General features: G+C 57.5%; 25 protein-coding genes. 7 read left to right on the forward strand and 18 right to left on the reverse strand.

Features of this window, described 5'->3' with window-relative positions; translation table 11 throughout:
- Nucleotides 1-4 precede the first annotated feature (4 nt).
- Together ACR0DE_RS15620 and ACR0DE_RS15625 are read left to right on the forward strand one after the other, a co-directional pair.
- Entirely contained in the window at nucleotides 5-1,537 is a 1,533-nt protein-coding gene (locus ACR0DE_RS15620) for an ATP-dependent DNA helicase (RefSeq protein ID WP_480754139.1), read from the forward strand.
- Nucleotides 1,534-2,262: an SDR family oxidoreductase gene (locus tag ACR0DE_RS15625; protein ID WP_170818604.1), complete on the forward strand. Its 729-nt coding sequence runs from the start codon at nucleotides 1,534-1,536 to the stop codon at nucleotides 2,260-2,262. Before ACR0DE_RS15620 ends, ACR0DE_RS15625 begins: the two co-directional genes overlap by 4 nt.
- A gap of 3 nt (nucleotides 2,263-2,265) precedes the next feature.
- Here the strand turns inward: ACR0DE_RS15625 and ACR0DE_RS15630 are convergent, their stop codons facing one another.
- The 13 genes from ACR0DE_RS15630 to ACR0DE_RS15690 all read right to left on the reverse strand — a co-directional run bounded on the left by ACR0DE_RS15630 (nucleotide 2,266) and on the right by ACR0DE_RS15690 (nucleotide 13,223).
- The gene (locus tag ACR0DE_RS15630; RefSeq protein WP_170395832.1) at nucleotides 2,266-3,030 is read right to left on the reverse strand and encodes a TIGR02186 family protein; all 765 of its coding nucleotides are present in this window, start codon (nucleotides 3,028-3,030) and stop codon (nucleotides 2,266-2,268) included.
- 1 nt (nucleotide 3,031) lies between these two features.
- Nucleotides 3,032-3,952, reverse strand: coding sequence for a sulfite exporter TauE/SafE family protein (locus ACR0DE_RS15635; protein WP_170395834.1), 921 nt, complete (start codon nucleotides 3,950-3,952; stop codon nucleotides 3,032-3,034).
- A 260-nt stretch (nucleotides 3,953-4,212) separates the two neighbouring features.
- Entirely contained in the window at nucleotides 4,213-5,223 is a 1,011-nt protein-coding gene (locus ACR0DE_RS15640) for an ABC transporter permease (RefSeq protein ID WP_170408321.1), read from the reverse strand.
- Complete coding sequence (locus ACR0DE_RS15645) at nucleotides 5,223-6,317, reverse strand: ABC transporter permease (RefSeq protein WP_170513031.1); 1,095 nt, start codon at nucleotides 6,315-6,317, stop codon at nucleotides 5,223-5,225. Before ACR0DE_RS15645 ends, ACR0DE_RS15640 begins: the two co-directional genes overlap by 1 nt.
- A gap of 3 nt (nucleotides 6,318-6,320) precedes the next feature.
- Entirely contained in the window at nucleotides 6,321-7,850 is a 1,530-nt protein-coding gene (locus tag ACR0DE_RS15650; RefSeq protein ID WP_170395839.1) for an ABC transporter ATP-binding protein, read from the reverse strand.
- A gap of 81 nt (nucleotides 7,851-7,931) precedes the next feature.
- Complete coding sequence (locus ACR0DE_RS15655; RefSeq protein ID WP_170395841.1) at nucleotides 7,932-8,930, reverse strand: BMP family lipoprotein; 999 nt, start codon at nucleotides 8,928-8,930, stop codon at nucleotides 7,932-7,934.
- A 135-nt stretch (nucleotides 8,931-9,065) separates the two neighbouring features.
- A complete protein-coding gene (locus ACR0DE_RS15660; protein WP_480754143.1) occupies nucleotides 9,066-9,497 on the reverse strand; it encodes a GNAT family N-acetyltransferase in 432 nt (143 codons plus the stop codon).
- Nucleotides 9,494-10,084 (reverse strand): tRNA (adenosine(37)-N6)-threonylcarbamoyltransferase complex dimerization subunit type 1 TsaB, encoded by a 591-nt coding sequence (gene tsaB, locus ACR0DE_RS15665; protein ID WP_170802375.1) that lies wholly within the window; start codon nucleotides 10,082-10,084, stop codon nucleotides 9,494-9,496. The genes ACR0DE_RS15660 and tsaB overlap by 4 nt, the downstream gene beginning before the upstream one ends.
- A complete protein-coding gene (locus ACR0DE_RS15670; protein ID WP_170733587.1) occupies nucleotides 10,074-10,637 on the reverse strand; it encodes a NifU family protein in 564 nt (187 codons plus the stop codon). The genes tsaB and ACR0DE_RS15670 overlap by 11 nt, the downstream gene beginning before the upstream one ends.
- A 69-nt stretch (nucleotides 10,638-10,706) precedes the next feature.
- Complete coding sequence (locus tag ACR0DE_RS15675) at nucleotides 10,707-11,300, reverse strand: DsbA family protein (RefSeq protein WP_480754145.1); 594 nt, start codon at nucleotides 11,298-11,300, stop codon at nucleotides 10,707-10,709.
- Nucleotides 11,301-11,309: 9 nt separating this feature from the next.
- Entirely contained in the window at nucleotides 11,310-11,765 is a 456-nt protein-coding gene (locus tag ACR0DE_RS15680; protein ID WP_074736907.1) for a universal stress protein, read from the reverse strand.
- A 73-nt stretch (nucleotides 11,766-11,838) separates the two neighbouring features.
- A complete protein-coding gene (locus ACR0DE_RS15685) occupies nucleotides 11,839-12,702 on the reverse strand; it encodes a branched-chain amino acid aminotransferase (RefSeq protein WP_480754147.1) in 864 nt (287 codons plus the stop codon).
- Between the two features lie 59 nt (nucleotides 12,703-12,761).
- A complete protein-coding gene (locus tag ACR0DE_RS15690) occupies nucleotides 12,762-13,223 on the reverse strand; it encodes an Lrp/AsnC family transcriptional regulator (protein ID WP_170664041.1) in 462 nt (153 codons plus the stop codon).
- A gap of 129 nt (nucleotides 13,224-13,352) precedes the next feature.
- On the opposite strand from ACR0DE_RS15690, the gene ACR0DE_RS15695 reads away from it, so the two are divergent.
- Nucleotides 13,353-14,402 carry a Glu/Leu/Phe/Val family dehydrogenase gene (locus ACR0DE_RS15695; protein WP_480754149.1) on the forward strand — a complete coding sequence of 350 codons (1,050 nt, stop codon included), beginning with the start codon at nucleotides 13,353-13,355 and terminating at the stop codon, nucleotides 14,400-14,402.
- A gap of 66 nt (nucleotides 14,403-14,468) precedes the next feature.
- Here ACR0DE_RS15695 and trpS read toward each other — a convergent pair whose 3' ends face one another.
- Nucleotides 14,469-15,497 (reverse strand): tryptophan--tRNA ligase, encoded by a 1,029-nt coding sequence (gene trpS, locus ACR0DE_RS15700; RefSeq protein WP_170408313.1) that lies wholly within the window; start codon nucleotides 15,495-15,497, stop codon nucleotides 14,469-14,471.
- Between the two features lie 86 nt (nucleotides 15,498-15,583).
- On the opposite strand from trpS, the gene ACR0DE_RS15705 reads away from it, so the two are divergent.
- Nucleotides 15,584-16,270: a rhomboid family intramembrane serine protease gene (locus tag ACR0DE_RS15705; RefSeq protein WP_170423757.1), complete on the forward strand. Its 687-nt coding sequence runs from the start codon at nucleotides 15,584-15,586 to the stop codon at nucleotides 16,268-16,270.
- A 6-nt stretch (nucleotides 16,271-16,276) separates the two neighbouring features.
- Here the strand turns inward: ACR0DE_RS15705 and murJ are convergent, their stop codons facing one another.
- The 3 genes from murJ to ACR0DE_RS15720 are packed head-to-tail and all read right to left on the reverse strand — an operon-like array spanning nucleotide 16,277 to nucleotide 21,766.
- Nucleotides 16,277-17,818 (reverse strand): murein biosynthesis integral membrane protein MurJ, encoded by a 1,542-nt coding sequence (gene murJ, locus ACR0DE_RS15710; protein WP_480754153.1) that lies wholly within the window; start codon nucleotides 17,816-17,818, stop codon nucleotides 16,277-16,279.
- Complete coding sequence (locus ACR0DE_RS15715) at nucleotides 17,815-20,634, reverse strand: [protein-PII] uridylyltransferase (RefSeq protein WP_480754155.1); 2,820 nt, start codon at nucleotides 20,632-20,634, stop codon at nucleotides 17,815-17,817. The genes murJ and ACR0DE_RS15715 overlap by 4 nt, the downstream gene beginning before the upstream one ends.
- Nucleotides 20,594-21,766: a penicillin-binding protein activator gene (locus tag ACR0DE_RS15720; protein ID WP_170395865.1), complete on the reverse strand. Its 1,173-nt coding sequence runs from the start codon at nucleotides 21,764-21,766 to the stop codon at nucleotides 20,594-20,596. Before ACR0DE_RS15720 ends, ACR0DE_RS15715 begins: the two co-directional genes overlap by 41 nt.
- A gap of 87 nt (nucleotides 21,767-21,853) precedes the next feature.
- On the opposite strand from ACR0DE_RS15720, the gene rsmI reads away from it, so the two are divergent.
- From rsmI to gshB, 3 genes are all read left to right on the forward strand, one after another.
- Nucleotides 21,854-22,711 carry a 16S rRNA (cytidine(1402)-2'-O)-methyltransferase gene (rsmI, locus tag ACR0DE_RS15725; protein WP_480754157.1) on the forward strand — a complete coding sequence of 286 codons (858 nt, stop codon included), beginning with the start codon at nucleotides 21,854-21,856 and terminating at the stop codon, nucleotides 22,709-22,711.
- 1 nt (nucleotide 22,712) lies between these two features.
- Nucleotides 22,713-23,084, forward strand: coding sequence for a YraN family protein (locus tag ACR0DE_RS15730; protein ID WP_223117558.1), 372 nt, complete (start codon nucleotides 22,713-22,715; stop codon nucleotides 23,082-23,084).
- Nucleotides 23,085-23,145: 61 nt separating this feature from the next.
- Nucleotides 23,146-24,078 carry a glutathione synthase gene (gene gshB / locus ACR0DE_RS15735; protein WP_170626154.1) on the forward strand — a complete coding sequence of 311 codons (933 nt, stop codon included), beginning with the start codon at nucleotides 23,146-23,148 and terminating at the stop codon, nucleotides 24,076-24,078.
- Here gshB and ACR0DE_RS15740 read toward each other — a convergent pair.
- Nucleotides 24,075-25,589, reverse strand: coding sequence for a YifB family Mg chelatase-like AAA ATPase (locus ACR0DE_RS15740; protein ID WP_480754160.1), 1,515 nt, complete (start codon nucleotides 25,587-25,589; stop codon nucleotides 24,075-24,077). The two genes, gshB and ACR0DE_RS15740, sit on opposite strands and share 4 nt — an antisense overlap.
- Nucleotides 25,590-25,626: the final 37 nt, after the last annotated feature.

The raw sequence follows: 25,626 nt of genomic DNA on the forward strand, positions 1-25,626 counted from the left end.
CGCCATGTCCTTGCCCCAAGTCACATTTTCCGAAGATCAGGCTGCCGCTTTTGACAACATTGCCGAGATGTTGCGAGGTGCCGGAGTAGACCTTGAAGACGACGCTCTGCTGAAACTGCCCGGCAGCGGAAAGTCTGGTGTTATGGCCGTTATTGGCAAGGCTGGATCGGGCAAAACCCTGTTGCTGGCAGAGCTTTACAAAGCTTTGGCCGAGACGGGGGTCAACCTGATCTCGGGCGATTTCGAAAGCCGCAAATCCCGCGACAAGCGCAGCCTTGCGATCCTCGCGCCGACGAACAAGGCCGCCAGCGTATTGCGGCTGCGTGGGGTGCCCGCGACGACGATCCATCGCATCCTTTATACGCCTGTTTACGACCCTGAATACGAGCGGATCGCCGAATGGCTCGCGGGCAATGACGAACGGCCCGAGATCGAAGGGCTGACAGACGAAGCGCTGGACCGCGCAGCCGCGTTCTATGCCAACAACAAATCCATCCCTGGTGCGCTGGCCGCTGCTGGGTTGCGCGGTTCGGATTTCATCACCGGCTGGAAACGTCGGGAAGAGCCGCTGGATATCGGTTTTGTGGACGAAGCCTCGATGCTAGACGACCGGCAATTCGAGGATCTAAAGGAAATCTTTCCAACCTTGTTGCTATTTGGTGACCCGGCGCAGTTGGCGCCGGTCAATCAATCGGGCTCGATGGTGTTCGACGGGTTGCCAGAGCCGCGCAAACAAATCCTGCATCGAGTGCATCGGCAAACTGCGGACAACCCGATCCTAGACCTCGCCCATGCTCTGTCCGATCCGGTCATGGGGTTTGAGGATTTCGAACGTCTGATCGAGGACACTGCCCGAAAGGATGACCGCGTTGTCTGGGGACAGCGGGTAGAAGTTGATCTGATGGCGCGCAGCCCGGTTCTTGTCTGGCGCAATACGACCCGAATCCGGCTGATTCAGGCGTTCCGCACCGTACATGGCGCGCCGGAAACTGAACTACTGGAAGGGGAACCGTTGATTTGTGACGGCATTGAGCTGCCGTTGAAGCACCGCAAAAAGCGGCTGGACCTTGAGGCGCGCGGGCTGATCAAAGGCGCACAGGTCATCTATCTTGGCCCTGGTCGCAAGCCGGGTTTTTCGCGGTTGCATGTGATGGGGGCCGAAGACCCTCAGGTCTCGGCGGCGTCGATCGTGCAGATTGAAAAGCCCGATGAGGAGGAGCCGTTCATTCCCTATGCTGCCCGTATGGGGGCAACGTTCCTGCATGGTGCCGCTGTGACGATCCATAAGGCGCAAGGGTCGCAATGGGACACGGTTCAGGTCTTTGCGCCAGACATCTACGCAGCCGCCCGCATGGGCCGTACTGAGGCCGGGCAACCGTTGTGGAAGCGCTTAGCTTATGTCGCCATAACCCGCGCACAGGAGAGGCTAATCTGGGTAGTGCGGAACCGCTTGTCGAAACCGACCCACCCGTTGCGTGTGGATGACCTGCGTGCGGTTGCGGCACCATCCCTGACATTGGAGGCGGAAGAGACATGAAGACGATCATCGTGACCGGCGCAAGCTCGGGCATAGGCCGCGCCACCGCCGAGCTGTTTCTGTCAGAAGGATGGACTGTCGGGCTTCTGGCCCGCAGCGCTGACAAACTTCATGCTATGGCACAGCATAACGCCTCGGCGATCCCGCTGGTTGCCGATGTGACTGACCCGGATGCCGTTGCAAACGCCTTTACTGCATTCACCCGACAGACCGGGCGATTGGACGTGCTGTTCAACAATGCCGGGATTTTTTCCCCTGGTGGCACCATCGACCAGATCGCGCTTGAGGATTGGTACAGCTCGGTCAATGTGAACCTGAACGGCATGTTCCTATGTGCACGGGCTGCATTTGCTGCGATGCGGGCTCAGGCGCCGCAGGGGGGGCGTATCATAAACAACGGTTCAATCGCTGCTCATGTGCCGCGCCCGAACTCGGTGCATTATTCTGCGACGAAACACGCGATTACCGGTCTGACGCGCAGCCTTTCTCTGGACGGGCGGAGTTTTGGAATTGCCTGTGGTCAGATCGACATCGGAAATGCGCGCACCCCGATGGTGCAGGGGCTGGTCGATGAGGCGCTTGCCGAAGGCCGCGACCCTGATCCCACCATGGATGTCGGGGATGCCGCCCGCTCGGTACTGCATATGGCCGAACTGCCGCTAGAGGCGAATGTGCAGTTCATGACCGTTATGGCCACGACCATGCCCTATATCGGTCGCGGGTGACGATCAGTTCTCGCGCAGTAGGCGGAAGGCTGTCGAAGCGCCCCAACCGGCGGCAATCGCGATGGCCAGTGACATAAGCCCGTACCAAATGGGTTGTTCACGCGACATCGCGTACAAGAATCGCTCAAGCCCGACTTTGCGTACTCCGATCGAGGTTTCAAAGGTTGAGACCACCTTTCCGTCTCGCGTCAGGAAGATTCGGGCGCTGTAGTCGCCTTCGGTCAGGTCCGATGGCATGTCGATTGATGTGCGGAACAACGTCTGTTCGTCCACAGCCACTGTGTTTTCCCGGATCGAGTATAGCCCTTCATCTTCGCGGATGCGGATGACCGCCTCGGAAAAATCCTGTGCGCCCTGAATGCTCATGTCCGCACCGACCGACCGGATGGCACGCTCGATCGAAACCTTATAGCGTAGGTCTTCGGTCTGGGTCAGAACCTCGGAAAACGGGGCGCTGGTGGCAACGGCGTAGAAGCTTGGTGCCAGATCAACAACAAGGCTGTCGGTGTTCACCCAGATACCGAACCGTTTCTCTTTGCGGCGTACGGTGACAGGTTCGGATGGGCCGACCACCGATACGATGACCTCAAGCGGTGGACCGTCCGGGATTGGGGCTTCGCGCTTTACCGCGCCGAAAACCAGTATTTCGGACCCGTCAAAATTGGCGGTAATCGAGACGCGATCCTGACTTAGGCCCAGAACAACCTGTTCTTCGGCTGCGTAGGCTGGCAGGCAGATCAGACAAAGAAGAGCAATCAGGCGTAGCATCTTAGTGCCCTCCCGCATCGCCAAGCGAGTACAACTCGGCGGGTTGAAGCAGAAGATCAAGCGCCAGCTTGCCGCAGACAACAAGTACCAGAGCCGCCAACAAAACGCGCAGTTGTTCAGCCGGCATTCGGGCGCCGATGACTGTTCCGATTTGGGCACCAACTACCCCACCGACGAGCAGAAGAACCGCCAACACGACATCAACGGTATAGTTGGTGGTGGCGTGCAGCATCGTGGTGAAGGCGGTTACAAAGATGATCTGAAACAGCGAAGTTCCGACAACAACCTTGGTCGGCATGCCCAATAGATAGATCATCGCGGGCACCATGATAAACCCGCCGCCGACACCCATGATAGCAGACAGGACACCGACAAACAGGCCTACGACAAGCGGTGGAATGACCGAGATGTACAGGCCCGACGTCCGAAACCGCATCTTGAACGGCATGGCGTGCACCCAACCGCGCTGGCGTCGTTTCGGAGGCGGCGTGCCGCCTTTCCGCGTTTTTCTAATCGCGTTCAGGCTTTCGACAAACATCAGACTGCCGATGATGCCCAGAAATACGACATAGCAAAGTTTGACCAGCAGATCGACCTGTCCGAGGCTCTTGAGATAGTTGAAGACAACAACACCCAACGCAGCGCCTGTCAGCCCTCCGACCAAAAGGACTGTACCCATTTTAAGGTCCACGGTTCGGCGCCTGAAATGCGCCAGCACCCCAGAAAATGATGAAGCAACAATCTGGTTTGCCTCGGTTGCAACCGCCACTGCAGGCGGAATGCCGATGAAGAACAGCAGTGGGGTCATCAAAAATCCACCGCCAACGCCAAACATTCCAGACAGAATGCCCACCATTCCACCCAGTCCAAACAGTAGAAACGCGTTTACGGATACTTCGGCAATCGGGAGGTAAATCTGCATGGCTTCTTCTAGACAGGAGAGGCCGTACCACGCGGTGTGGCAAAGCCATTGGTAACATAAATCTCAACAGACGAAGCGCGCGTGCCAGGTGGGGCCATCTAGTTGTTTCCGTGGCTCAACCTGAAAATAGTCGATAGCATGGCTGCGGAACTGATGCGGGACACGTCCATACCCCCTTAGAGCGGTTGCGGCATACAAAATCAACTCTGTATGCCGCTTTGCAGCAAACAGGACTGAGGGGCAGTCCTGAACTGGCTCTATCAGCGTTCCTTTACATATGGTTCGCCGCCTGCGCGTGGCGGTATTGCCTTGCCGACGAACCCGGCAAGAATCACCACGGTCAGGATATAGGGCAGGGCGTCCATGACCTGCACCGGGATCACGACCCCGCCCAGATCGATGTTCTGGAACCGCAAGGCAATGGCCTGCAACAGCCCGAACAACAGGCATGCCCACATCGCGTGCCACGGACGCCATTTTGCAAAGATCAGAGCAGCCAGTGCGATAAATCCGCGCCCAGCAGTCATCTCTTTCACAAAGCCTGCTTGCAGCGCGGTGGCCAGGTAGGCACCTGCGATGCCGCAAAGTACGCCGCAAATCGCAACCGCTGCGTAGCGGAGACCTACAACCGAAACTCCAGCAGTATCCACCGCCGCAGGATTCTCTCCGACCGCGCGCAGACGCAGCCCGAACCGGGTGCGGAACAGAATCCACCAAGTCAGTGGCACCATAAGGAAAGCCACGTACACCAGAATGGAATGGCCAGACAGAAGCTCGGAATAGGCCATATGCAGGGGATTGGTTTCAGACATCAGCTCGGAAACTGGACGGCCTGTCAGTTCGGCGTCAGCCGGACCGATCGCATAAGGGAATTCTGCGGATTCAAACCGCCCTTCACCGAACAATGATGGCGTACGACCACCCTGCTTGAACCAGCTTTGGGCGACAAGAACGGTCATACCTGAGGCGAGAAAGTTGATCGCAACCCCCGAGATAAGCTGATTGCCCCGGAACGTGATCGACGCAAACCCGTGTAGCGCCGAAAGGACCAGAGATGCCGCGATCCCGGCCAGCAATCCCAGCCACACCGAACCGGTTACGGCGGCGACGGCAGCCGAGAAGAATGCTGACATCAGCATCTTGCCTTCAAGGCCGATGTCGAAGATGCCCGCGCGCTCGGAGTATAGACCGGCCAGACAGGCAAGCAGCAAAGGCGTAGCCAGTCGGATGGTCGAATCCAGAACCTGGATGAGTGTCAGGAAGAAATCCATCAGGCCGACCCCTTCCGAAGCGCCATGAACAGCTTTTCAAGCGGCATGCGCACCATGTTGTCCAGTGCTCCGGTAAACAGAATGACCAGCGCTTGGATGACCACGATCAGTTCGCGCGGAATCGATGTCCAAAGCGCCAGTTCGGCCCCGCCCTGATACAGAAACCCAAACAGAATAGCGGCTAGAAATACCCCGAATGGATGCGACCGACCCATCAGTGCCACGGCAATTCCAATGAAACCCGCGCCTTCGGTTGCGTTCAGCACCAACCGCTCGGCTTCGCCCATCACGTTGTTGACTGCCATCAGGCCCGCCAGAGCGCCCGAGATCAGCATGGCAATAATCGTGATGCGTACAGGCGAGATACCGGCGTAGACGGCACCGGTTTCCGAATGGCCGTAGGCGCGGATTTCATAGCCCAACCGAGTTCGCCAGATCAGCGCCCAGACAACAAAACACGCAAGGATTGCGACGAAGAACGAGATGTTGGCAGGCGCACCTCGGAAAACGATGTTTTCGGCGCTCGAGAACATCGACTGGAAAGTCGGGAGATGCACTGCCTCGGGGAAACGAGCCGTTGCTGGGTCTTGCGACCCTTGCGGGCGCATGACGTTGACCAGCATGTAATTCAGGAAAGCGGCAGCGATGAAATTGAACATGATCGTGGTGATCACGATATGGCTGCCCCGCTTCGCCTGCAGATAGGCCGGGATCGCGGCCCAGGCTGCACCGAAGATCATCGAAGCAGCACAGGCGGCCAGCAAAGCTATTGTCCAATGCGGCCAAGGAACCGATAGGCAGACGATGGCAACGCCCAGTCCGCCCAGCATGGCCTGACCCTCGCCGCCGATGTTGAACAAGCGCGCGTGAAAGGCAACTGCAACCGCGAGTCCGGTGAAGATGAAGTTCGTTGCATAATAAAGTGTATAGCCCCAGCCGTAGGTTGACCCTAGGGCCCCAGTGACCATCAGATTTACCGCCTCAAGCGGATCTTCCCCGATGGCAAGGATGACGATTGCCGAAAGGATTGTGGCCAGAAGCAGACTGATTAGCGGGATCAGCACCACATCGGCCCATTTGGGCATTTTTTCCATGGTTCAGGCGGCCTCTCCTGCAACACCGGCCATCAGCAGGCCCAGTTCTTTTTCATCCGTCTCGGCGGGCAGACGCTCGCCCATGATATGTCCGTCAAACATAACCGCGATCCGGTCCGAGAGTGAGAAGATCTCTTCCAGCTCGACCGAGACCAGCAAGATTGCTTTGCCCTGATCCCTCAAGGCGACGATCTGTTTGTGAATGAACTCGATGGCACCGATATCCACGCCGCGTGTGGGCTGGCCCACCAGCAGCAGATCGGGATTGCGCTCGATTTCTCGTGCAACGACGATTTTCTGTTGATTGCCGCCCGAGAAGCTTTTTGCCGTCAGCCAGCCATTGGGCGGGCGCACATCGAACTTCTCGATCTTGGCTTCGGTGTCGGCACGCAGGGCAGCGTTGTCCATGAACAGCCCGCGTTTGTAAGCAGGGTCGCGGTGGTAGCCGAACGCCACATTCTCCCACGCGTGAAAATCCATGATCAGGCCTTCGCGCTGCCGATCCTCGGGGACATGAGCGATATGTCGGGCGCGCCGCGCTTGCCCGTCCGATCCGGGGCCGTGCAACGCCAGAGGCTCGCCGTTCAGTTTGATCGAGCCTACCCCGGGTCGCATACCGCCCAAAACTTCAAGCAGCTCGGACTGCCCGTTGCCAGCAACGCCCGCGATGCCAACGATCTCACCCGCGCGAACGGTTAGGTCGATGCCTTTGACACGCTCGACACCGGCCGAATCGGTGACACTGAGGTTTTCGATTTCCAGAACCGGTTTGCCCGGCTGTGCAGGCACCTTATCAACCTGTAGCAAGACCTTGCGGCCAACCATCAATTCGGCCAGGGCCTGCGGATTGGTATCAGCTGTTTTGACGGTGGCGGTCATCTCACCACGGCGCATAACCGAAACCGTATCGGTGTTCTCCATGATTTCGCGCAGCTTGTGCGTGATCACGATGATTGTTTTACCCTCGGACCGCAGCCGGTCGAGAATGCGAAACAGCTGGTCCGCCTCGGCAGGGGTAAGAACGCCCGTGGGTTCGTCCAGAATCAGAATTTCGGCCTTGCGGTAGAGCGCCTTGAGAATCTCAACCCGCTGCTGCATGCCCACACCGATCTCATCGATGCGTTTGTCCGGGTCGACGAACAGTTCGTATTCTTCCTCTAGGTCTTTCAGCTCTTTCCGGGCTTTCGCGAGCGACGGAGCCAACAGCCCACCGTCCTCCGCACCCAGAACGATGTTTTCCAGAACGGTGAAATTCTCGACCAGTTTGAAATGCTGAAACACCATCCCGATGCCCGAGGCGATCGCCGCCTGGCTGTCAGGGATGTCGGTCTTGGTGCCGTTGATCCAGATTTCGCCTTTGTCGGCTTTGTAAAATCCGTAGAGGATGCTCATCAGCGTGGATTTGCCCGCTCCGTTTTCACCGATGATCCCGTGGATCGCTCCGCGGGCGACGCTGATGGAAATATCTTTATTAGCCTGAACCGGCCCAAAGGCTTTGGAAATCCCTTTGAGTTCAATGGCGGGGACGGTCATATCTTGTCCTTGGGTTGCCGAAAGGGCCGCATGCGGCAGAGTGGTGCAGGGCGGAGGCCATGGCCCCCGCCCCCAGTTACATCAGAACTGCAGTGCAGGGCAGCTGTCGTTCTCGTAGTAGCTGACAACGCTTACGTTGCCATCGATGATGTCGCGACGGGCACTTTCAATGGCCGAGCTCATTTCTTCGCTCACCAGTTCCGCGTTGTTTTCATCCATCGCAACGCCAACGCCATCTTGTGCAAGACCCATGGTGTAAACACCGGTCTGGACGTCTTCGCCAGCTTTCATGGCGTCATATACAGCAACGTCCACACGCTTGAGCATCGAGGTCAGGACCTTGCCCGGGTGCAGGTGGTTCTGGTTGCTATCGACACCGATTGACAGGATGCCTTCGTCGGCTGCGGTTTGCAGAACGCCAACACCGGTACCGCCCGCAGCGGCGTAAATCACGTCAGCACCCTGGCTGATCTGTGCTTTGGTCAACTCCGAGCCCTTCACCGGGTCGTTCCATGCTGCAGGGGTGGTGCCTGTCATATTAGCAACAACGTTGATGTCCGGGTTCACGGATTTCGCGCCTTGTGCATAACCACAACCAAAGTGACGGATCAGAGGGATATCCATACCACCGATAAAGCCCACTGTGCCGGATTGGGACGCCATCGCCGCCATCATGCCGACCAGGTATGATCCTTCATGTTCGGCAAATCCTATCTGGCGAATGTTCGGGGCTTCCAGCCAGGTCACGTCGACCGCAACGAATTTGGTATCCGGATAGTCACCTGCCACTGCAGCCAATGGATCGGCCATGGCGAAGCCCATTGTGATAATCGGGTTTGCGCCCGCTTCGGCAAAGCGGCGAAGCGCTTGTTCGCGTTGCGCTTCCGACTGAAGCTCGATCTCGCGATAGCTTTTGCCGGTCTGTTCCGCCCAACGCTGAGCGCCATTATGCGCGGCTTCGTTGAACGATTTGTCGAACTTGCCACCCAGATCAAAGATAAGGGCCGGTTCTGCCATAGCAGCACCTGCTGTTAGTGCAACCGCAGCGGCTGCGCCCATCAAGGATTTCATAAATGTCATTTGTTACTCCCGTTGGCTGTTATCGGTCCGGGGCTTAATCCCCCGGTACCCACTCAGAGCGAGCATACCTGTTGTGATGGCGGGAATTGAAGCTGTTTGCAACAGCTTCGGTCAACACATTTTTGACCATATGGTCTAAAAAAGCGGATATTTTTCGCTCAAGGGGCGTTCCATGACGATCGCATCGGCGTTTGGGCCACTTTTGCGATGATAATAGGCTGCGCGATTGCCGCATGGCGTGTATCCGCTGGTTTGGTACAGAGATATCGCCGAATGGTTATCTGAGGCAACGTCCAGAAATGCACGGATTGCACCGAGTTCTCGTGCCTTGGCGTGCCAGTCTGCCATGATGCGCCGCGCCAGCCCGCGTCTTTGATAGTCTGGACGTGTCGCGATCGTGAGCAGCTCGGCCTCTTCGCCGATCACTTGAATGAGAGCGAAAGACCGTTTGTCACCAACTACATGGGTAAAGCGATTGGCGATCAGATTGCTGAATTCTTCAGCGTTCCACGGGCGTGACTGTGTGAAGGCTGCGGCGTGGGTTTCTGCCATGTCCTGTGGTGTCATTCGTCCAAAAGCACCGGTGGTACATCGCTGGAGGGGGCCGCATCTGCAGGGCGGACATAAAGCGGAGCAGGTGGCGCTTGAACTGTCGTCCAACGACCAGCAGCCACCTGGGCGATCGCACGAACCTGCTGTTCAGGGTCATCGCAGAAATACAATGGCCCAATATCGGACGCAGCATGACGTGAGGTCAGGTAAGGCAATTCCCCCTGAGGCTGCAGATAAACCTGATCGCGCGGTGCGACAATCGCCGGGAGATGCCCGTCGGGCGCAATTTCCGCAATTGCATCAAACCCCGACACCCCAACCGCCGGCACACCAAGCCCAAGCGCCAACCCGCGCGCTGCGGATACCGAGATTCGGATGCCGGTGAAATTCCCGGGGCCGATTCCGACGCCGATCGCGTCAAGGTGCCGCCATGTGCAATTGTTCCGGGTCAGGATTTCTTCAAGCAAGGGCATCAACCGTTCCGCCTGCCCACGAGTCATCGCCTCGGCGTGCGATGCGATAATCTTGCCCTCTCGCAGCAAAGCGGCCGCGCAATGCGCGGCCGATGTATCGAATGCCAAAATCGTCGGTTCAGACGGCAACAGGGCGAACCTCGGTCACTTCGGGGATATAGTGACGCAACAGGTTCTCGATCCCCATTTTCAGCGTTAGGGTCGAGGACGGACAGCCCGCGCAGGCTCCCTGCATGTGCAGATAAACAACGCCGCGGTCGAAGCCGTGGAAGGTGATGTCACCGCCGTCCTGAGCCACAGCAGGACGCACGCGGCTATCCAGCAGATCTTTGATCTGGTTGACAATCTCTGCATCTTCGCCGGTGTGTTCAGCGTGGCCCGAGGCGGTCTCTGCGCCTGCGCCCATAACCGGTTGGCCGGACTGGTAATGCTCCATCACAGCGCCGAGAATTGCGGGCTTGATGTGATCCCACTGCACGTCATCAGATTTGGTTACCGTGACAAAATCGTTGCCGAAGAACACGCCTGTTACGCCGTTTACACCGAATATGCGTTTGGCGAGCGGAGATTTTTCTGCAGCGTCGACGCTTGGAAAATCAGCGGTGCCTGCTTCCAGAACCGTCTGGCCGGGTAGGAATTTTAGTGTGGCCGGGTTGGGTGTGGATTCGGTTTGAATGAACATGGCGCGGCTCCGTCTAAGATGCACCTGATATGCGCGTCCGTGCGGGGGAAGTCAAGATTTGGAACCGTTCTAAATTGCGGCGGCGTAAGAAATCGCATCATCCAGACGATCATCACCCCAGAATAGCTCGTCCCCAATAACGAAACTCGGCGCACCAAAGATGTGTTTATCCTTGGCCTGAGTAACTTGCTCGAACAAGGCAGCCTTGATCGCGGGGTCGCTTATCCGATCCATCAGATCAGTCGAAACGCCAGATTTGGTAAGGCACTCAACCAGAACCGCCGGATTCGATATGTCACGACCGGAACCAAACTGTGCAGAATAGACAGTGCGTACAAAGGCTGCCCGTTGATCAGCTGGTTCGATCGCCAGCGCTAGCCTTGCTGCTTTCAAGCTGTTTTGCGGAAATGGCTCAGGCCGCCGAAATGGTAAATCGCGCGCGGCGCAAAGCCGTTCCATGTCCCGCCACATGTACCGACCTTTTGCAGGGTAGAGGTTGAACGGCGAGTTGTTCCATCCCTGTTCAGCAAAGATCGGCCCCAGAAGGAATGGGTGCCATTCTATGGCAACTCCATATTCCGAAGCCGCCTGCTGGATACGCATCGCGCTGAGATAAGAATAGGTCGATGCGAAGTCGAACCAGAACTGCAGCTTCGCGGACATAAATTCACCTCAGGTGATGGCTTCCAGCTTCTCTTTGCTCAGATCGCCGGGCACGATAGTAATAGGAATGGGCAAGCTTCCAGAGTTCCGGGTCAGTTGTGTCACCAACGGTCCGGGGCCTTTTTTGTCAGTACCTGCACCCAGAACCAATACCCCGATCTCGGGATCGGATTGGACATGTTCAATGATTTCGGCCACCGGATCGCCTTCACGGATTGCCAATTCGGGCTCGACACCCTGTTTGTCGCGCATCCATTTGGCGAACACCTCGAAATGGGCGTGAATACGTTCACGCGCTTCTTCGCGCATCACCTCGGCAACACCGATCCAGTGGTTGAATTCGTCCGGTGGAATTACCGAAAGAACCGTAACCCCGCCGCCAGTATGTGCCGCACGCATAGCGGCAAAGCGCATGGCGTTCAGGCATTCACGGCTGTCGTCCAGAACGACTAGGAACTTGCGCATGTTTGTCCTCGTTTGTTTTCGGGATCATGCCCCACAGGGTAAGCAGTGGCAACTGAAACAGAAAAGGAGCAGATCAGCAATTGCTTGCAGCCCAATCCCAGTACATCTCGCGTGTGCGACGGGCGATTGGGCCCACCTGATACTGGGTGTCATCCAGCGCGGTGATGGGCGTCACTTTGCTCATGTTACCGCTCATGAACACTTCGTCCGCGTCGTGAAAGTCATCGAAACTCAGCACGGTTTCATGCACGGTTACACCGTCGGCGCGCAGGTTTTTAATATGCCGCGCGCGTGTAATCCCGGCCAAGAATGTCCCATTGGGGATTGGAGTAAAAACCTCACCATCGCGCGCCATGAAGATATTTGCGGTCGCAGTCTCGGCCACATGCCCCATCGCGTCGGCCACAAGGGCGTTTGAAAAGCCCTTGCTGCGTGCCTCCTGCAACATCCGGGCATTGTTCGGATACAGGCACCCTGCCTTTGCGTTGACCACAGCGGATTCCAGAACAGGGCGGCGGAACCGAGTGGTTGTCAGCGTCGCCGAGGCGGTTTCGGGTGCCATTGGGATTTCTTCAAGACAGATGGCAAAGCCAGTGCTGTTTTCCTGAGGGACGATGGCGGTGTGATCCCCGTCGATGCCCCAATACATGGGGCGAATGTAAACGGCGGTGTCAGGTGCGTAACTCTGCAACCCTTCGTGAACCAGATCGACCATCTGTTCGGTCGTCACAGATGGTGTGAGCATAAGCGCCTCGGCCGATCGGTTTACGCGGGCGCAATGGGCATCAAGATCCGGGGTCATTCCATCGAAGAAGCGGGCTCCGTCAAACACCGATGAGCCCAGCCATGCGCCATGGTCAGCAGCACGCATGATCGGTGCGTCCCCGTCATGCCATTGGCCGTTGAAATAGGTGCGGATGTTTTTGCCGACTGCCATTGCGCCCTCCCTCAAGCTTCGGGGAAACCTAGGTTGGGGCTGACGCAAGGTCCAGCAGATTATCCGTGGTGCTGAGGCAGCGCTTCGCGTTTGACCATGGTGCGCAAAGCGAAGTTTGATCGTAGGTTTCGAATGCCCGAAATTTTCATAAGTCGGTTTTCCAGAAATGCATCAAACGCATTGAGGTCTTTGGCAACCACGCGCAGCAGAATGTCGCGTGATCCGGTCATGAGGTAGCAATCCATCACCTCATCACAGCGGCGAATGGCCTTTTCGAAGGAATCGATGGCGTTGCGATCCTGTTTCTCCAACTCCACAGACACAAAGATTGTAACGCCGAATCCAAGCCGCTCGGGGTCGACCTGAGCGGAGTAGCCGGTGATAATCCCGTCCCGCTGTAGTCGATCCAAACGCCGTGCGCAGGGTGTCGGGGACAGCCCGACATGCTCCGCCAAATCAATGACAGTCATACGGCCATCGTTTTGAAGGGCGCGGATTATCTTGGAATCGATATCATCCATGGCGAAAAACTCCACAAAAGTTTTCAATTTTAGATTTTAGCACCAAAAATTTCCCTGATATAGTGACAAAAGGGTGAAAATCACTCGACGATAGGTGGCAAACTCTCGGAAGCATTCCGGAGGAGAAGAATGGACATCACCATCGTAGACGCGCCAGAGCACGAGCGCGTGGTCGAATTCAAAGATAACTCACTTGGTCTATTGGGCTACATCGCGATCCACTCAACGCAACGTGGCCCCGCTGCGGGCGGTGTGCGCATGCGCCCTTATGGCCACCGAGCCGAGGCCCTGGACGATGCTTTGCGACTGGCAAGGGGCATGACGTTCAAGAACGCCGCGGCAGATCTGCCGCTCGGGGGAGGCAAGGCTGTCATTATCGGGGATCCTCATGAGGATAAATCACCTGAACTTTTGCAGGCCTTTGGGCGCGTGATTCAAGGTTTGAACGGTCTGTACTGGACGGCAGAAGATATGGGTATGACGCCTGCAGATATGGCGCATATCGGGTCTGAAACCGAATTTGTGGCTGGGCTGGCGGAAGGTGAGTTCGCCAGCGGTGATCCGTCTCCGATAACGGCGCGCGGGATATTCAATGCTATCCGGGTGACAGCGCAGCACCGGTTCAGGCTTTCTGGCCTTAAAGGCCTGACGGTATCGGTTCAGGGTCTTGGCCATGTAGGCGAGCATTTGTGCCAGTTGTTGCACGATTCTGGTGCGCAGTTAATCGTAACTGACATCGACACCCGGCAAGCGGCCCGCGTGGCCGAACGGTTTGCGGCACGGGTCGTTGCACCCGATGCGATCTACGGCGTTGAAGCGGATATCTTTGCGCCTTGTGCGATCGGCGGCATCCTGAACGAAACGAGTATTCCATTACTGAAAGTCGGCGCTGTGGCCGGAGGGGCAAATAATCAGTTGTCCAGCGATCGGGACGCGCAGTTGCTCCACGAGCGTGGCATTCTTTACGCCCCTGACTTCGTCGCCAATGGCGGTGGTATCGTGAATGTGGCGACGGAAATCCTCCGTGTCGCAGAGCGTGAAGCTTGGGTCGCCGGTAGGTTGCAGGCGCTGGAGCAGACGATGGATCGCATCCTGACACGGGCCAAAGCCGAAGCGGTCAGCCCGCACGAAGTTGCGGAATCCATCGTGCACGAGATGCTGAGCCTGCAGGCGGCATAAGAGCCGACGGAACGAAAAACGCCGCCCGAGAAAGGGCGGCGTTCTTTTTGGATTGCGATCGCGTGGTCAGGACTTGCCCGCACCGACCATCCCTACAATCTCGTAGGTCTGCTGCAGAATCGGGGCCGCGATTGCACGTGCCCGTTCAGCACCTCGGGCGAGAATCTGATCAATCTCGGCCTCTTCGCCCATCAGGCGCGCCATTTCGGTTGAAATGGGCGAGAGTTTCGAGACCGCAAGTTCTGCCAACAATGGCTTGAACTCACCGAATTGCTTCCCGCCGACCTCAGCCAGCACTTGTGCGGCCGTCTGGTCGCTAAGCGCGGCATAGATATTCACCAGATTGCGCGCCTCGGGACGGTCTTCAAGGCCATCGACCTCCGATGGCAAAGCGTCCGGATCGGTCTTGGCTTTACGGATCTTCTTGGCGATGGCGTCGGCATCATCGGTCATGTTGATCCGCGTCATATCAGACGGGTCTGACGACGACATCTTCCGGGACCCGTCACGCAGGTTCATCACACGGGGCGCAGGCCCACCGATGACCGGTTCGGTTACCGGAAAGAAATCGACGCCATAGTCATGGTTGAACTTGATTGCGATGTCGCGCGTCAGTTCCAGATGTTGCTTCTGGTCTTCACCAACAGGCACATGGGTCGCGTGATAGACCAGAATGTCTGCCGCCATCAGGGCAGGATAGGCGAACAGACCCAGCGAAGCATTCTGCGCATTCTTACCGGCCTTGTCCTTGAACTGTGTCATTCGCTGCATCCAGCCGATACGGGCGATGCAGTTGAAGATCCATGCCAGCTGTGTGTGCTCGGGCACCTGGCTCTGATTGAACAGGATGGATTTCTCGGGATCCAGACCAGCGGCAATGAACCCCGCGCAAACTTCGCGGGTCTTTTCACGCAGACGATCCGGATCTTGCCAGACAGTAATCGCGTGGAGGTCGACCATGCAGTAGACGGTCTCGTATTCCGGCCCCTGCATATCCACGAAACGTTTAAGTGCACCCAGGTAATTACCCAAGTGCAGGTTTCCTGAAGGCTGGATGCCGGAAAACACGCGCGGCGTGAATTGGGTCTCGGTCATCGAAGGAAACTCCTGTCTGGAAAAATCAGCCCCCGTCGCTTACCCATGAGGCCAAGGGACGTCAACAGCCGCGAAAGGCCAGCCCAATGAGCAGTGAGCATTATACACCGCCCGTGAACCCTCTGCCGCCGGTCGTGGTGGCGCTGGTTCTGTTCATCATCGGGATTGAACTGATCTTCTTGCTTGGCAGCAGGGGCTTGGTCGGAGGGCCGACTGCTGTTGGTTGGCGCTTGGATGCGTTGCAGCAATATACCTTTTCGCCCGATATATTCGATTGGATGGTCCAGAACGGGCGCTGGCCGTTCGAACATGTGATCCGCTTTGTCACATATCCCTTTGTTCAGGCCAATTTCACACAAGCTGTGTTTGTCTGCGTGTTTGTTCTGGCGATGGGGAAGATGGTGGCTGAGGTCTTTGGCAGCGTCGCCATGCTGATCATATTCGTCTTGTCCGGTGTCGGCGGAGCGTTGGCCTATGCGGTGCTGTTGAACCCGCCATATCCATTGGTTGGTGGGTTTCCTCCGGTCTACGGGCTAATCGGTGCGTTCACGTGGTTGCTATGGCGCAAGCTTTCTCTGGTGGGTGAAAACCAATCGCGCGCATTCAGCCTGATCGCGGTTCTTATGGGCATTCAGTTGCTGTTCGGTCTGATCTTCGGTGGGACCTCGGATTGGGTCGCCGATCTGGGCGGTTTTGCCACCGGGTTTGGTTTGTCTTTCTTTCTGGCTCCGGGTGGATGGGCGCGTATCCTTAGCAAAACCCGGCGGGATTGATGCGCCTTAGCTACGGCGCAGCGCTGTTCGGAATTCCGAAATCCTGAAGGCCCCCAAGAGGTGCCCCAATAGGAAGTAGGCCACCGCCGCAGTTACAATGAGCACGATCAGCGCAAGGTAACGCCAGCCTGGTACGCCGAACGTCGAGCCGAAGAGGTTAATGGCCGTAAACAACACCACCCCCATGCCAGCCGATGCCGCCACGACCCGCCAGATCCGCTGTTTGAACCGGTCATCAAATCGGGCTTCGTCGCCCATTCTGCGCGCGCCGATTGCAAGCAGCGCAACCATGGCCCAGCCAGCAGTCGACGCTGCGATTGCGGGCGCAATCCACCCGAAAATGGGATAAAGCCCAAAGGCAAGCCCGGCATTCACCACCATCGCAACCACAGCGTATCGAAACGGTGATTTGGTATCCTCGCGGGCGAAGAACAACGGTTGCAGCAGCTTCTGCAGCATGAATGCGGGCAGCCCGATACCATAGATGGCCACGGCCAAGGCGGTCGCCGCTGTATCTTCGGCGCTGAACTGGCCACGTTGGAACAGGACCGAGACCAACGGGCCGGGGATGATCATAAAGGCGACTGTCGAAGGCAAGGTCAGCAGCAAAGTAAACTCTCCGGCTCTTGAAAAGGCGTTGCGTGCTCCATCTTTGTCGTCTGCGCGCAGGCGGCGCGACAGGTCGGGTAACAGCACGATGCCGACGGCAATGCCAACCACTCCGAGCGGCAGTTGATACAAACGATCTGCGGCAAACAACCAACTGACTGCCTTTTCGGTTTTTGATGCCACAAGCTGTCCGACTACAAGATTGACTTGCGTTACGCCCATCGCCAACGCCGCAGGAACCGCGATCCGCACCATGCGGCGCATTTCTGGGCTGAGCTTTGGCCGACCGAGCCGAATGCGAATTCCGGCGCGTTCAGTCGCAATCCAGACAAGCGCCAATTGCGCGATGCCTGCGACTGGGATGACCGCGATGAGCCAGCGTATGATGTCTCCACCAGATATCGCGCCAAAGATTAACGCGGAGCAGGCGAATATGTTCAGCAGCACAGGGGCGGCGGCTGCAGCGGCGAAGCGTCCGGTTGCGTTCAATACTCCGGAAAACAACGCAGCGAGGGACATAAACAGGATGTAGGGGAACACGACGTAACCATAATCCACCGCCAGATCGAAGCGTTCATCACCATAGAATCCTTCGGCGGTTATCCAAACCAACGCGGGCATGAAGACCATCGCCAGACCGACTAGCGCCAACACCGCCACCGCCAACAGGTTAAACGCATCCTGTGCGAAACCTTCGGCGTCTTCGCCGCCTTCAAGGCGTTTTGAAAACATTGGAACAAAGGCTGCGTTGAATGCGCCCTCGGCAAAGAAGCGGCGGAACATATTAGGCAGTCGGAAGGCTGCGACGAAGGCATCCATCACAGGTCCGGGCCCGATATAAGCGGTCAGCAGGATTTCCCGCAAAAAGCCCAGAATGCGGCTTGCCAAGGTCCAGAACCCAACGGTGAAAAAGCCTGAAATCAGGCGGATCGGCTTCATGATGCGGCCCGCTCGGCACCTTCGGTGATGGCCGCGCGCAGCTTGGCTTCCAACCCGCGTTGCTTGGCCTCAGAGTGGTATTTCAGGCCGAACATATCCTTGACATAGAACGTGTCGACCACCTGTTCGCCATAGGTGGCGATCACTGCGTTCGCGATATAGACATTGGCGGCTGCCATCGTGCGCGTCAAATCATATAGCAGTCCGGGCCGGTCGCGGGTGTCGACTTCGATGATCGTGTAAATCTCTGAACCTTCGTTGTCGAAGGTGATATGGGTCGGGACGTTGAAGGCGCGTTCGCGCTTCTTGATCTTGTCGCGGGATTTCAATGCGTCCCGTGCGACCACCTCACCCCTGAGTGTCTTGTGAATCATCTGGGTCAGCCGAGGCAGGCGCGTGGCCTCGAAGGGATGGCCCTCGGCGTCCTGAACCCAGAACGCATCAGTTACATATCCGTCTTTCGTCGTATAGCTGCGGGCATCAACCACATTGGCTCCGACAAGGGCAAGTGCCCCTGCAATGCGAGAAAAAATACCCGGATGATCACCCATGGCAAAACACGCGCGGGTGGCGTCGCGATCCTCATCCGGATGCAGACGGATTTCTACGGCACCTGGATCGCCGCTGTCCTCCAGCGATTTCAACATTTCCGCGAATTCGACATGTGTCGAAAGGTTCAGTCCCTGCCAATACGGATCATAATGCCGCCCGGTTTCGGTTTTCAGATCAGATTTGGACCAGTTTTCCAATTCGGCCCGCAACCGCTTTTTCGCCCCATCTCCACGATTGGCTCGGTTAAGCGCCTCCATCCCGGATTCCAGTGCGTGTTTGGTGTCAGCATGCAAAGCGCGCAGCAATGTAGCCTTCCAGTTGTTCCAGGTCGTTGGTCCGACACCGCGGATGTCACAGACTGTTAGCACCGTCAGCAAGTCCAGCCGTTTGACGGTTGCAACAGCTTTCGCGAAATCGCGGATTGTGCGCGGGTCTGAGATGTCGCGTTTTTGCGCCATATCGGACATCAGCAAGTGATAGCGTACAAGCCATTCGACGGTTTCAGAATCCGCCTTGCTCAGCCCTAATCGTGGTGCCACTTTGCGCGCGATTTGCGCACCCAGAATCGAATGATCTTCGGGGCGTCCTTTGCCGATGTCGTGCAGCAACAGAGCCACGTATAGAACCTTTCGGCTAACACCACCCTCCAGGATGGATGACGCCAAGGGCAGTTCCTCGATTAACTCTCCTCGCTCGATCTGCGCCAAATTGACGATGCACTGGATCGTATGCTCGTCCACCGTGTAGCTGTGATACATATTGAACTGCATCATCGCCACGATGTGCTCAAACTCGGGCAAAAAGGCTGACAGAACCCCCAACTCGTTCATTCGTCGCAGGGCACGTTCGGGGTTGCCGTGTTTCAGCATCAGATCAAGAAAGATGCGCCGCGCCTCTTTGTCGTTGCGCATCTCATCGTCGATCAGGTTCAGGTTGGCCGTTACCAACCGCATTGCGTCGGGATGGATCAGCATACCCGTGCGCAAACCCTCTTCGAACAACCGTAACAGGTTGACCTTGTCTGACAGGAACGTGTCAGGGTCCGCGATATCCAGACGGCCATGGACCACGCGGTAACCGGCCTTGACGCGGGGGCGACGGCGGAAAATACGTTCCAGCAAGGCCGCGCCCTTCATGTGCGAGGCTTCCAGTTTGGTCAGGAAAATCCGTGTCAATTCGCCCACACGGGTGGCTTCGCGGAAATAGCGTTGCATGAACACCTCGACGGCGCGCCGACCGGCGCGGTCTTGATATCCCATACGATCGGCCACCTCGACCTGCAGATCGAAGGTCAGTTGTTCCGTCGCGCGGCCTGTCACCAGATGCAAATGAGACCTGACAGCCCAGAGGAATTCTTCGGCTTGCGCGAACTCGTCAAACTCTTCGGGCGTAAAGAGGCCCATAGGGACCAGTTCGGCCACATCCGTTACGCCATAGATATATTTTGCGATCCAGTAGAGCGATTGCAGGTCGCGCAAGCCGCCCTTGCCCTCTTTGACATTGGGTTCGACCATATAGCGTTCACCCTGCTTCAGGTGCCGCTCATCGCGCTCTTTCAGCTTGGCTTCGATAAATTCCCGCTCGGTGCCTTTGAAAAGATCGGTCTTCAGGCGCGCTTCAAGTTCTTGCGCAAGGGGCTGATCCCCGACGAGATACCGTTGTTCCAGCATGGCGGTACGGATGGTGAAGTCATCGGCCCCCAGACGCAGGCAATCTTTGATCGTGCGTGAAGAGTGACCGACCTTCAGCCGCAGATCCCAGAGAATATAGAGCATGGATTCGATCACGCTCTCGGCCCAGGCGGTGATTTTGTACGGCGTCAGAAAAAGCAGATCTACATCGGATGACGGGGCCATCTCACCCCGGCCATAACCTCCCACTGCCAGCACAGCGATTTTCTCGCCTTGCGTGGGATTTGCCAGCGGATGCAGATGCTCGCTGGCGATGCGCATTGCTGTCCCGACCATCTGATCCGTCAGATAGGTATAGGAATGCGTCAGCGGCAGTGCATCAAATGGGCGCTCGGCAAAGGCGTCCGCAATCGCCTTGCGGCCTGTCTTTTGCGCCTCTCGCAGAATGCGCACCGTCTCGGTGCGCAAGGCTGCGTTGTCCGAACTGATTTCAACAGCGGCGGACAGGTTGGCATTGACCTCGGCGTTGTTAAAAATCTCGTCAGCCGCGCAGATCAGATTGACATCGGGCGCAGAGCCCTGCGCCGGTCGATTAGAATCCGGCGCCAGAGAAGCTTTGTGGGGCAGGGTCAATCACAACCACCTGTTTGTTCTGGATCGTGGCAACAGCCAGACCGCGTTCGTTCGTACCGTTTGGCCGCAGGCGGAAAATACCGCCGACACCCTGAAAACCGGCGTTCTGGGTTAATGCTGCACCTGTCAACGCGTTCGATTTGCCCTGGCTGACCAAGGCTCCGATCGCAGCGATTCCGTCATAGGCAAGCCCGCTGATCGGGTGTGGTGCCTCACCATAGGTGTTGTTGTAACGCTGGCGATAAGCCTGTGCCTTTGCCGGATCGGGAAGTGCGAACCAGCCACCTTGTACGCCAGGCAATTCCAGCGTTTGGGCCGGAATGTCCCAGCGTGTCAGGCCGATATACTGAGTTGTCGCAGGAGATACACCAGCCTCGGGCAACAACTGGCTGTAAAGCGGCAGCGCGCCTGCGGTTGTCGCGGTCAGGAAAATTGAATCCGCGCCGGTCGAATCGACCGTTGCTTTGATCGCCGAAACCGAATCGATCACGCCCTGCTGAGACCGGTCATATCCAACTGTGCCCGCATTGTTGACGCGGCTGTTGCTGAGCGCGGCAGCGATGGCAGACTGGCCTAGCTGGCCTGCTGAGTCATTGCTGTGCACAATGACAGTACTGTTTTTACCCTGCTGTCCGGCGTAGTTCACCAGCCTGTTGGCCGTGTTCTGGAAAGTGGGGCCAAGCACATAGACATTGCCGCCCGCAATGCTGGTGTTGTTCGAGAAGGACAGCACGTTCACATTGTTGTTTAGCACCGCAAGTCCTGCCGCGTTTGCGGCTTGTGCGTACACTGGCCCAAGAATGATCTTGGCCCCGTCCGCTACAGCTTGCTGTGCAACCGCCGAGGCCGTTCCGGCATTTCCGGCCGTGTCGTAGACGCGCAGATCAATCTTGACGTTCGGCAAATCCGCTATAGCCAGCCGCGCTGCGTTCTCAAGGCTACGGGCAAGGGCCGCATCGCCAGACTGAGGTGATCCGCTTGGGACCAACAGGGCCACCGGAACCGGGTCAGAGGTGTCGATCGAGGGGCCTCCGCTGATGCCGCCGACTTCACAGGCGGCCAGAAAAGCGGCCGTGGCCAGTACAATGGCGGATTTCGCCAGTTTGCGTGCGGGCTTGCAAACGGTAAACATCTAAAAGAAAACTCCCTGATCCGGCGTCTGAGGGCACCTTGGTCTATTGAACCGCGATAATAAACGTCACGCTGTGAGGGTCCAGCTTTGAATTTCCAAAAGATCAGATTGGCCGCTGGGCTGTACTTTATTGCCACCCCAATCGGGACGGCACGCGATATTACGCTCAGGGCGCTCGATGTTTTGGCCTCGGCAGACATGATTGCTGCCGAAGATACACGCAGCTTGCGACGTTTGATGGAAATCCATGGCGTGCCGCTCGAAGGGCGCCGCATATTGGCCTACCACGATCACAGCGGCGCGGGCGCGCGGGGCAAAATACTTGAGGCGCTGGAACAAGGGCAATCGGTGGCTTACGCGTCCGAGGCGGGAATGCCGCTGATCGCCGATCCCGGCTATGATTTGGGCCGTCAGGCGGCTGAGGCTGGGCACAACGTGACATGTGCACCGGGACCGTCTGCTGTTTTGACGGCGCTGACATTGGCGGGGCTTCCCACGGATGCATTTTTCTTTGCCGGGTTCTTGCCCAATGCCTCTGGCGCACGGCGTTCACGAATCGAATCCCTGCGCAGCGTCCCCGGAACGCTCGTCTTCTATGAATCGCCGAAGCGCGTGGCTGCCTGCCTCTCTGATCTCGCGGATATTTTGGGTGGCGACCGACAGGCGGCCCTGTGCCGTGAACTCACCAAAAAGTTTGAAGAAACTCGCCGAGGGACGCTCGCTGATCTGGCAACAGAGTACGAGGGCTTATCGGTTAAGGGCGAGGTGGTTCTGCTTGTGGATCGCGCCCATTCGCAATCTGTTAAGGACTCTGATGTAGAAGGGGCATTGAAAAAAGCTTTGCAAACGCATTCGGTGCGGGATGCGGCAGATTTGGTGTCAGAGATGTTCAGCCTGCCGCGCCGTCCGATCTATCAGATGGCTCTGAAGCTGGGAAAGGGATGATATGGCACAGAGATCCGTTCGGGGTTCTGTATCTTATCACGCTGGACAATCCGCCGAACTTTGCGTGGCCGCCGAATACGTGCGACGGGGTTATTCAATCGCAAGACGCAGGTGGTGCGGTGCTGGCGGTGAAATAGATCTGATCGCGCGCAACGCAGATGGGTTGGTCTTCATTGAGGTTAAGAAAAGCCGTAGTTTTGACCGTGCAGCCGCTCGGATTAGTCGCCGACAGATGGATCGAATTTGCGCATCCGCTGCCCAGTTTCTTGAACAGGAGCCTGCTGGTCAGCTGACGAATACTCGGTTTGATGCGGCACTGGTTGATGACACTGGAACTGTTCAAATCATCGAAAACGCCTTTGGTTTGGACTGACCCCCATTGAACCCGTCAAGCCTCTGCGCCATGTATCGAGCGTGGAATTGAGGGATACACCATGAAGATCGCCTTTCAGATGGACCCAATCGGGGCCGTGGATATCAACGCCGACAGCTCTTTCCGTCTGGCAGAAGAGGCTCAGGCGCGCGGCCACCAGCTGTTTTTTTACGGCCCGGATCAACTCGCTTACCAGGAAGGCAAGATCACGGCGCGCGGCCATGACATGACGGTGCAACGAGTCGCTGGCAACCCGGCAGTGTTGGGCCCTGAGCGTGAAGTGGACCTTGCTGAATTTGATGTCGTCTGGCTGCGCCAAGACCCCCCGTTTGACATGCACTACATCACCTCGACCCATTTGCTTGACCGGCTAAAGGGGCAGGCCCTGGTGGTTAACGATCCGTTTTGGGTGCGAAACTATCCCGAAAAGCTGCTGGTTCTGGATTTCCCTGAACTGACTCCGCCCACCACGATTGCGCGGGATTTGCGAACCATCAAGGCGTTCAAGGAAAAGCATGGCGACATCATCCTCAAGCCGCTTTACGGCAACGGAGGTGCTGGCGTATTCCGTCTTGATGCGAATGACCGCAACCTGACGTCGCTGCATGAGCTGTTCACCGGCTTTTCTCGTGAGCCTCTGATCGCGCAGAAATTCCTGCCCGATGTGCGCAATGGCGACAAGCGGGTCATACTTGTCGATGGTGAGCCGGTGGGCGCCATCAACCGGGTTCCAGCTGAGGGCGAGACCCGCTCGAACATGCATGTGGGCGGGCGCCCCGAGAAAATCGGCCTGTCCGAGCGAGATATGGAAATCTGCGCTGCGATCGGACCGTTATTGAAGGAACGTGGTCAGATCTTTGTGGGGATCGATGTAATTGGCGACTACCTGACCGAGATCAACGTGACCTCACCCACTGGTATTCAGGAGCTTGAGCGGTTCAATGGCGTGAACATCGCCGAGAAAATCTGGCAAGCGATTGAGGCGAAACTTTAAGCTCCTGCTTTGGCGCTGATGCGAAAGCTCAGCGCCTCGGCGACATGGGGGCGGCGCACATCCGGCTCACCTTCGAGGTCGGCAATGGTGCGGGCCACGCGTAGGATGCGGTGAAAGGCGCGGGCCGACAGGCCAAAGCGTTCCGCGGCTTTCAGTAATAGTTCTTTGCCCTGGGCATCAGGGGCGGCGATTTCTTCCAGCACATTGCCTTCGACATCTGCGTTTTGACGGGTATTTGGCGTGTCGCGAAAGCGATCTGCTTGTATGGCGCGCGCCGCTTCGACCCGCTCTGCGACGGTCGCAGAGCTGTCGCCGGTAGGCGGCAGATCGAGATCGGTAAATCCGACCGGAGGGACTTCGATGCGCAAATCGAACCAGTCCATCAACGGCCCTGAGATACGCCCCAAGTAATCCTCACCACAGACCGGCGCGCGTGAACAGGCGCGGGATGGGTCCGTCAGGTATCCGCATTTGCACGGGTTCGCGGCGGCTACCAGCATAAAGCGGCATGGGTATTTCAAATGGGCGTTGGCGCGGGCGACCATTACCTCTCCGGTTTCAATAGGTTGGCGCAGGGTTTCCAAAACTGTGCGCGGAAATTCGGGAAACTCGTCCATGAACAGGACGCCGTTATGCGCCAGTGAAATCTCACCGGGTTTCGCGCCTTTGCCACCGCCCACGATCGCGGCCATCGAAGCGGTATGGTGCGGCTCGCGAAACGGTCTGGCGCGGCTGATGCCACCTTCGTCCAGTAAGCCGCAAAGCGACTGGATCATCGATGTCTCTAAAGCTTCGACCGGGCTCAGAGGCGGCAAAATACTCGGCAGACGCGCCGCCAGCATGGATTTGCCGGAACCCGGTGTCCCGATCATGATCAAATGATGCCGCCCGGCTGCGGCGATTTCCAAGGCGCGTTTGGCGCGCTCTTGCCCCTTCACGTCCCGCAGGTCCCGTGCGTTGGGTGATAGTTTCACTTCGCCCGGTGTCGCAGCGGGCAGCGCAGACTGACCGGTAAAGTGCCGCACCACATCCCCCAACGAGCCCGCTCCGATTACCTGCGTGGCATCCACCCACGCGGCTTCGGCGCTAGAGGCGCTGGGACAAAGCAAGCTGCGATCATCGGCGGCTGCTGTCATGGCTGCGGGCAGCGCGCCGACGACGGGTACCAGAGAACCATCCAAAGACAACTCGCCCAACGCGACAGCGCCCTCGGCAGCATCCGCTGGAATGATTTCCAACGCAGTCAACAAAGCGACGGCGATAGGCAGGTCGAAATGGCTGCCCTCTTTGGGCAGATCTGCAGGCGAAAGGTTAATCGTGATCCGTTTCGACGGCAGCGCGATCGCCATCGAACTTAGCGCACTACGAACACGGTCCCGTGCTTCGGAGACTGCCTTGTCCGGCAATCCCACGATGGAAAAGGCCGGAAGGCCCGGTGAGACGGCGCATTGCACCTCGACCGGGCGGGCATCGACCCCTTGAAAGGCAACGGTGTAGGCGCGGGCGACCATGGCAATCCTGTTCTTGGTTAACAGGACGTTGCTGCCA

It is taken from the genome of Ruegeria sp. C10 (genome assembly GCF_056537805.1).

Coding starts and splice junctions, on each gene's coding strand:
- ACR0DE_RS15655 (WP_170395841.1), bottom strand. CDS start 8,930: ATGACATTTATGAAATCCTTGATGGGCGCAGCCGCTGCGGTTGCACTA.
- ACR0DE_RS15660 (WP_480754143.1), bottom strand. CDS start 9,497: ATGACACCACAGGACATGGCAGAAACCCACGCCGCAGCCTTCACACAG.
- ACR0DE_RS15705 (WP_170423757.1), top strand. CDS start 15,584: ATGAGCAGTGAGCATTATACACCGCCCGTGAACCCTCTGCCGCCGGTC.
- gshB (WP_170626154.1), top strand. CDS start 23,146: ATGAAGATCGCCTTTCAGATGGACCCAATCGGGGCCGTGGATATCAAC.
- ACR0DE_RS15675 (WP_480754145.1), bottom strand. CDS start 11,300: ATGTCCGCGAAGCTGCAGTTCTGGTTCGACTTCGCATCGACCTATTCT.
- ACR0DE_RS15625 (WP_170818604.1), top strand. CDS start 1,534: ATGAAGACGATCATCGTGACCGGCGCAAGCTCGGGCATAGGCCGCGCC.
- ACR0DE_RS15720 (WP_170395865.1), bottom strand. CDS start 21,766: ATGTTTACCGTTTGCAAGCCCGCACGCAAACTGGCGAAATCCGCCATT.
- trpS (WP_170408313.1), bottom strand. CDS start 15,497: ATGACCGAGACCCAATTCACGCCGCGCGTGTTTTCCGGCATCCAGCCT.
- ACR0DE_RS15730 (WP_223117558.1), top strand. CDS start 22,713: ATGGCACAGAGATCCGTTCGGGGTTCTGTATCTTATCACGCTGGACAA.
- ACR0DE_RS15685 (WP_480754147.1), bottom strand. CDS start 12,702: ATGGCAGTCGGCAAAAACATCCGCACCTATTTCAACGGCCAATGGCAT.
- ACR0DE_RS15680 (WP_074736907.1), bottom strand. CDS start 11,765: ATGCGCAAGTTCCTAGTCGTTCTGGACGACAGCCGTGAATGCCTGAAC.
- ACR0DE_RS15630 (WP_170395832.1), bottom strand. CDS start 3,030: ATGCTACGCCTGATTGCTCTTCTTTGTCTGATCTGCCTGCCAGCCTAC.
- ACR0DE_RS15635 (WP_170395834.1), bottom strand. CDS start 3,952: ATGCAGATTTACCTCCCGATTGCCGAAGTATCCGTAAACGCGTTTCTA.
- ACR0DE_RS15670 (WP_170733587.1), bottom strand. CDS start 10,637: ATGTTCATTCAAACCGAATCCACACCCAACCCGGCCACACTAAAATTC.
- ACR0DE_RS15740 (WP_480754160.1), bottom strand. CDS start 25,589: ATGGTCGCCCGCGCCTACACCGTTGCCTTTCAAGGGGTCGATGCCCGC.
- ACR0DE_RS15690 (WP_170664041.1), bottom strand. CDS start 13,223: ATGGATGATATCGATTCCAAGATAATCCGCGCCCTTCAAAACGATGGC.
- ACR0DE_RS15650 (WP_170395839.1), bottom strand. CDS start 7,850: ATGACCGTCCCCGCCATTGAACTCAAAGGGATTTCCAAAGCCTTTGGG.
- ACR0DE_RS15640 (WP_170408321.1), bottom strand. CDS start 5,223: ATGGATTTCTTCCTGACACTCATCCAGGTTCTGGATTCGACCATCCGA.
- ACR0DE_RS15645 (WP_170513031.1), bottom strand. CDS start 6,317: ATGGAAAAAATGCCCAAATGGGCCGATGTGGTGCTGATCCCGCTAATC.
- ACR0DE_RS15695 (WP_480754149.1), top strand. CDS start 13,353: ATGGACATCACCATCGTAGACGCGCCAGAGCACGAGCGCGTGGTCGAA.
- ACR0DE_RS15620 (WP_480754139.1), top strand. CDS start 5: ATGTCCTTGCCCCAAGTCACATTTTCCGAAGATCAGGCTGCCGCTTTT.
- murJ (WP_480754153.1), bottom strand. CDS start 17,818: ATGAAGCCGATCCGCCTGATTTCAGGCTTTTTCACCGTTGGGTTCTGG.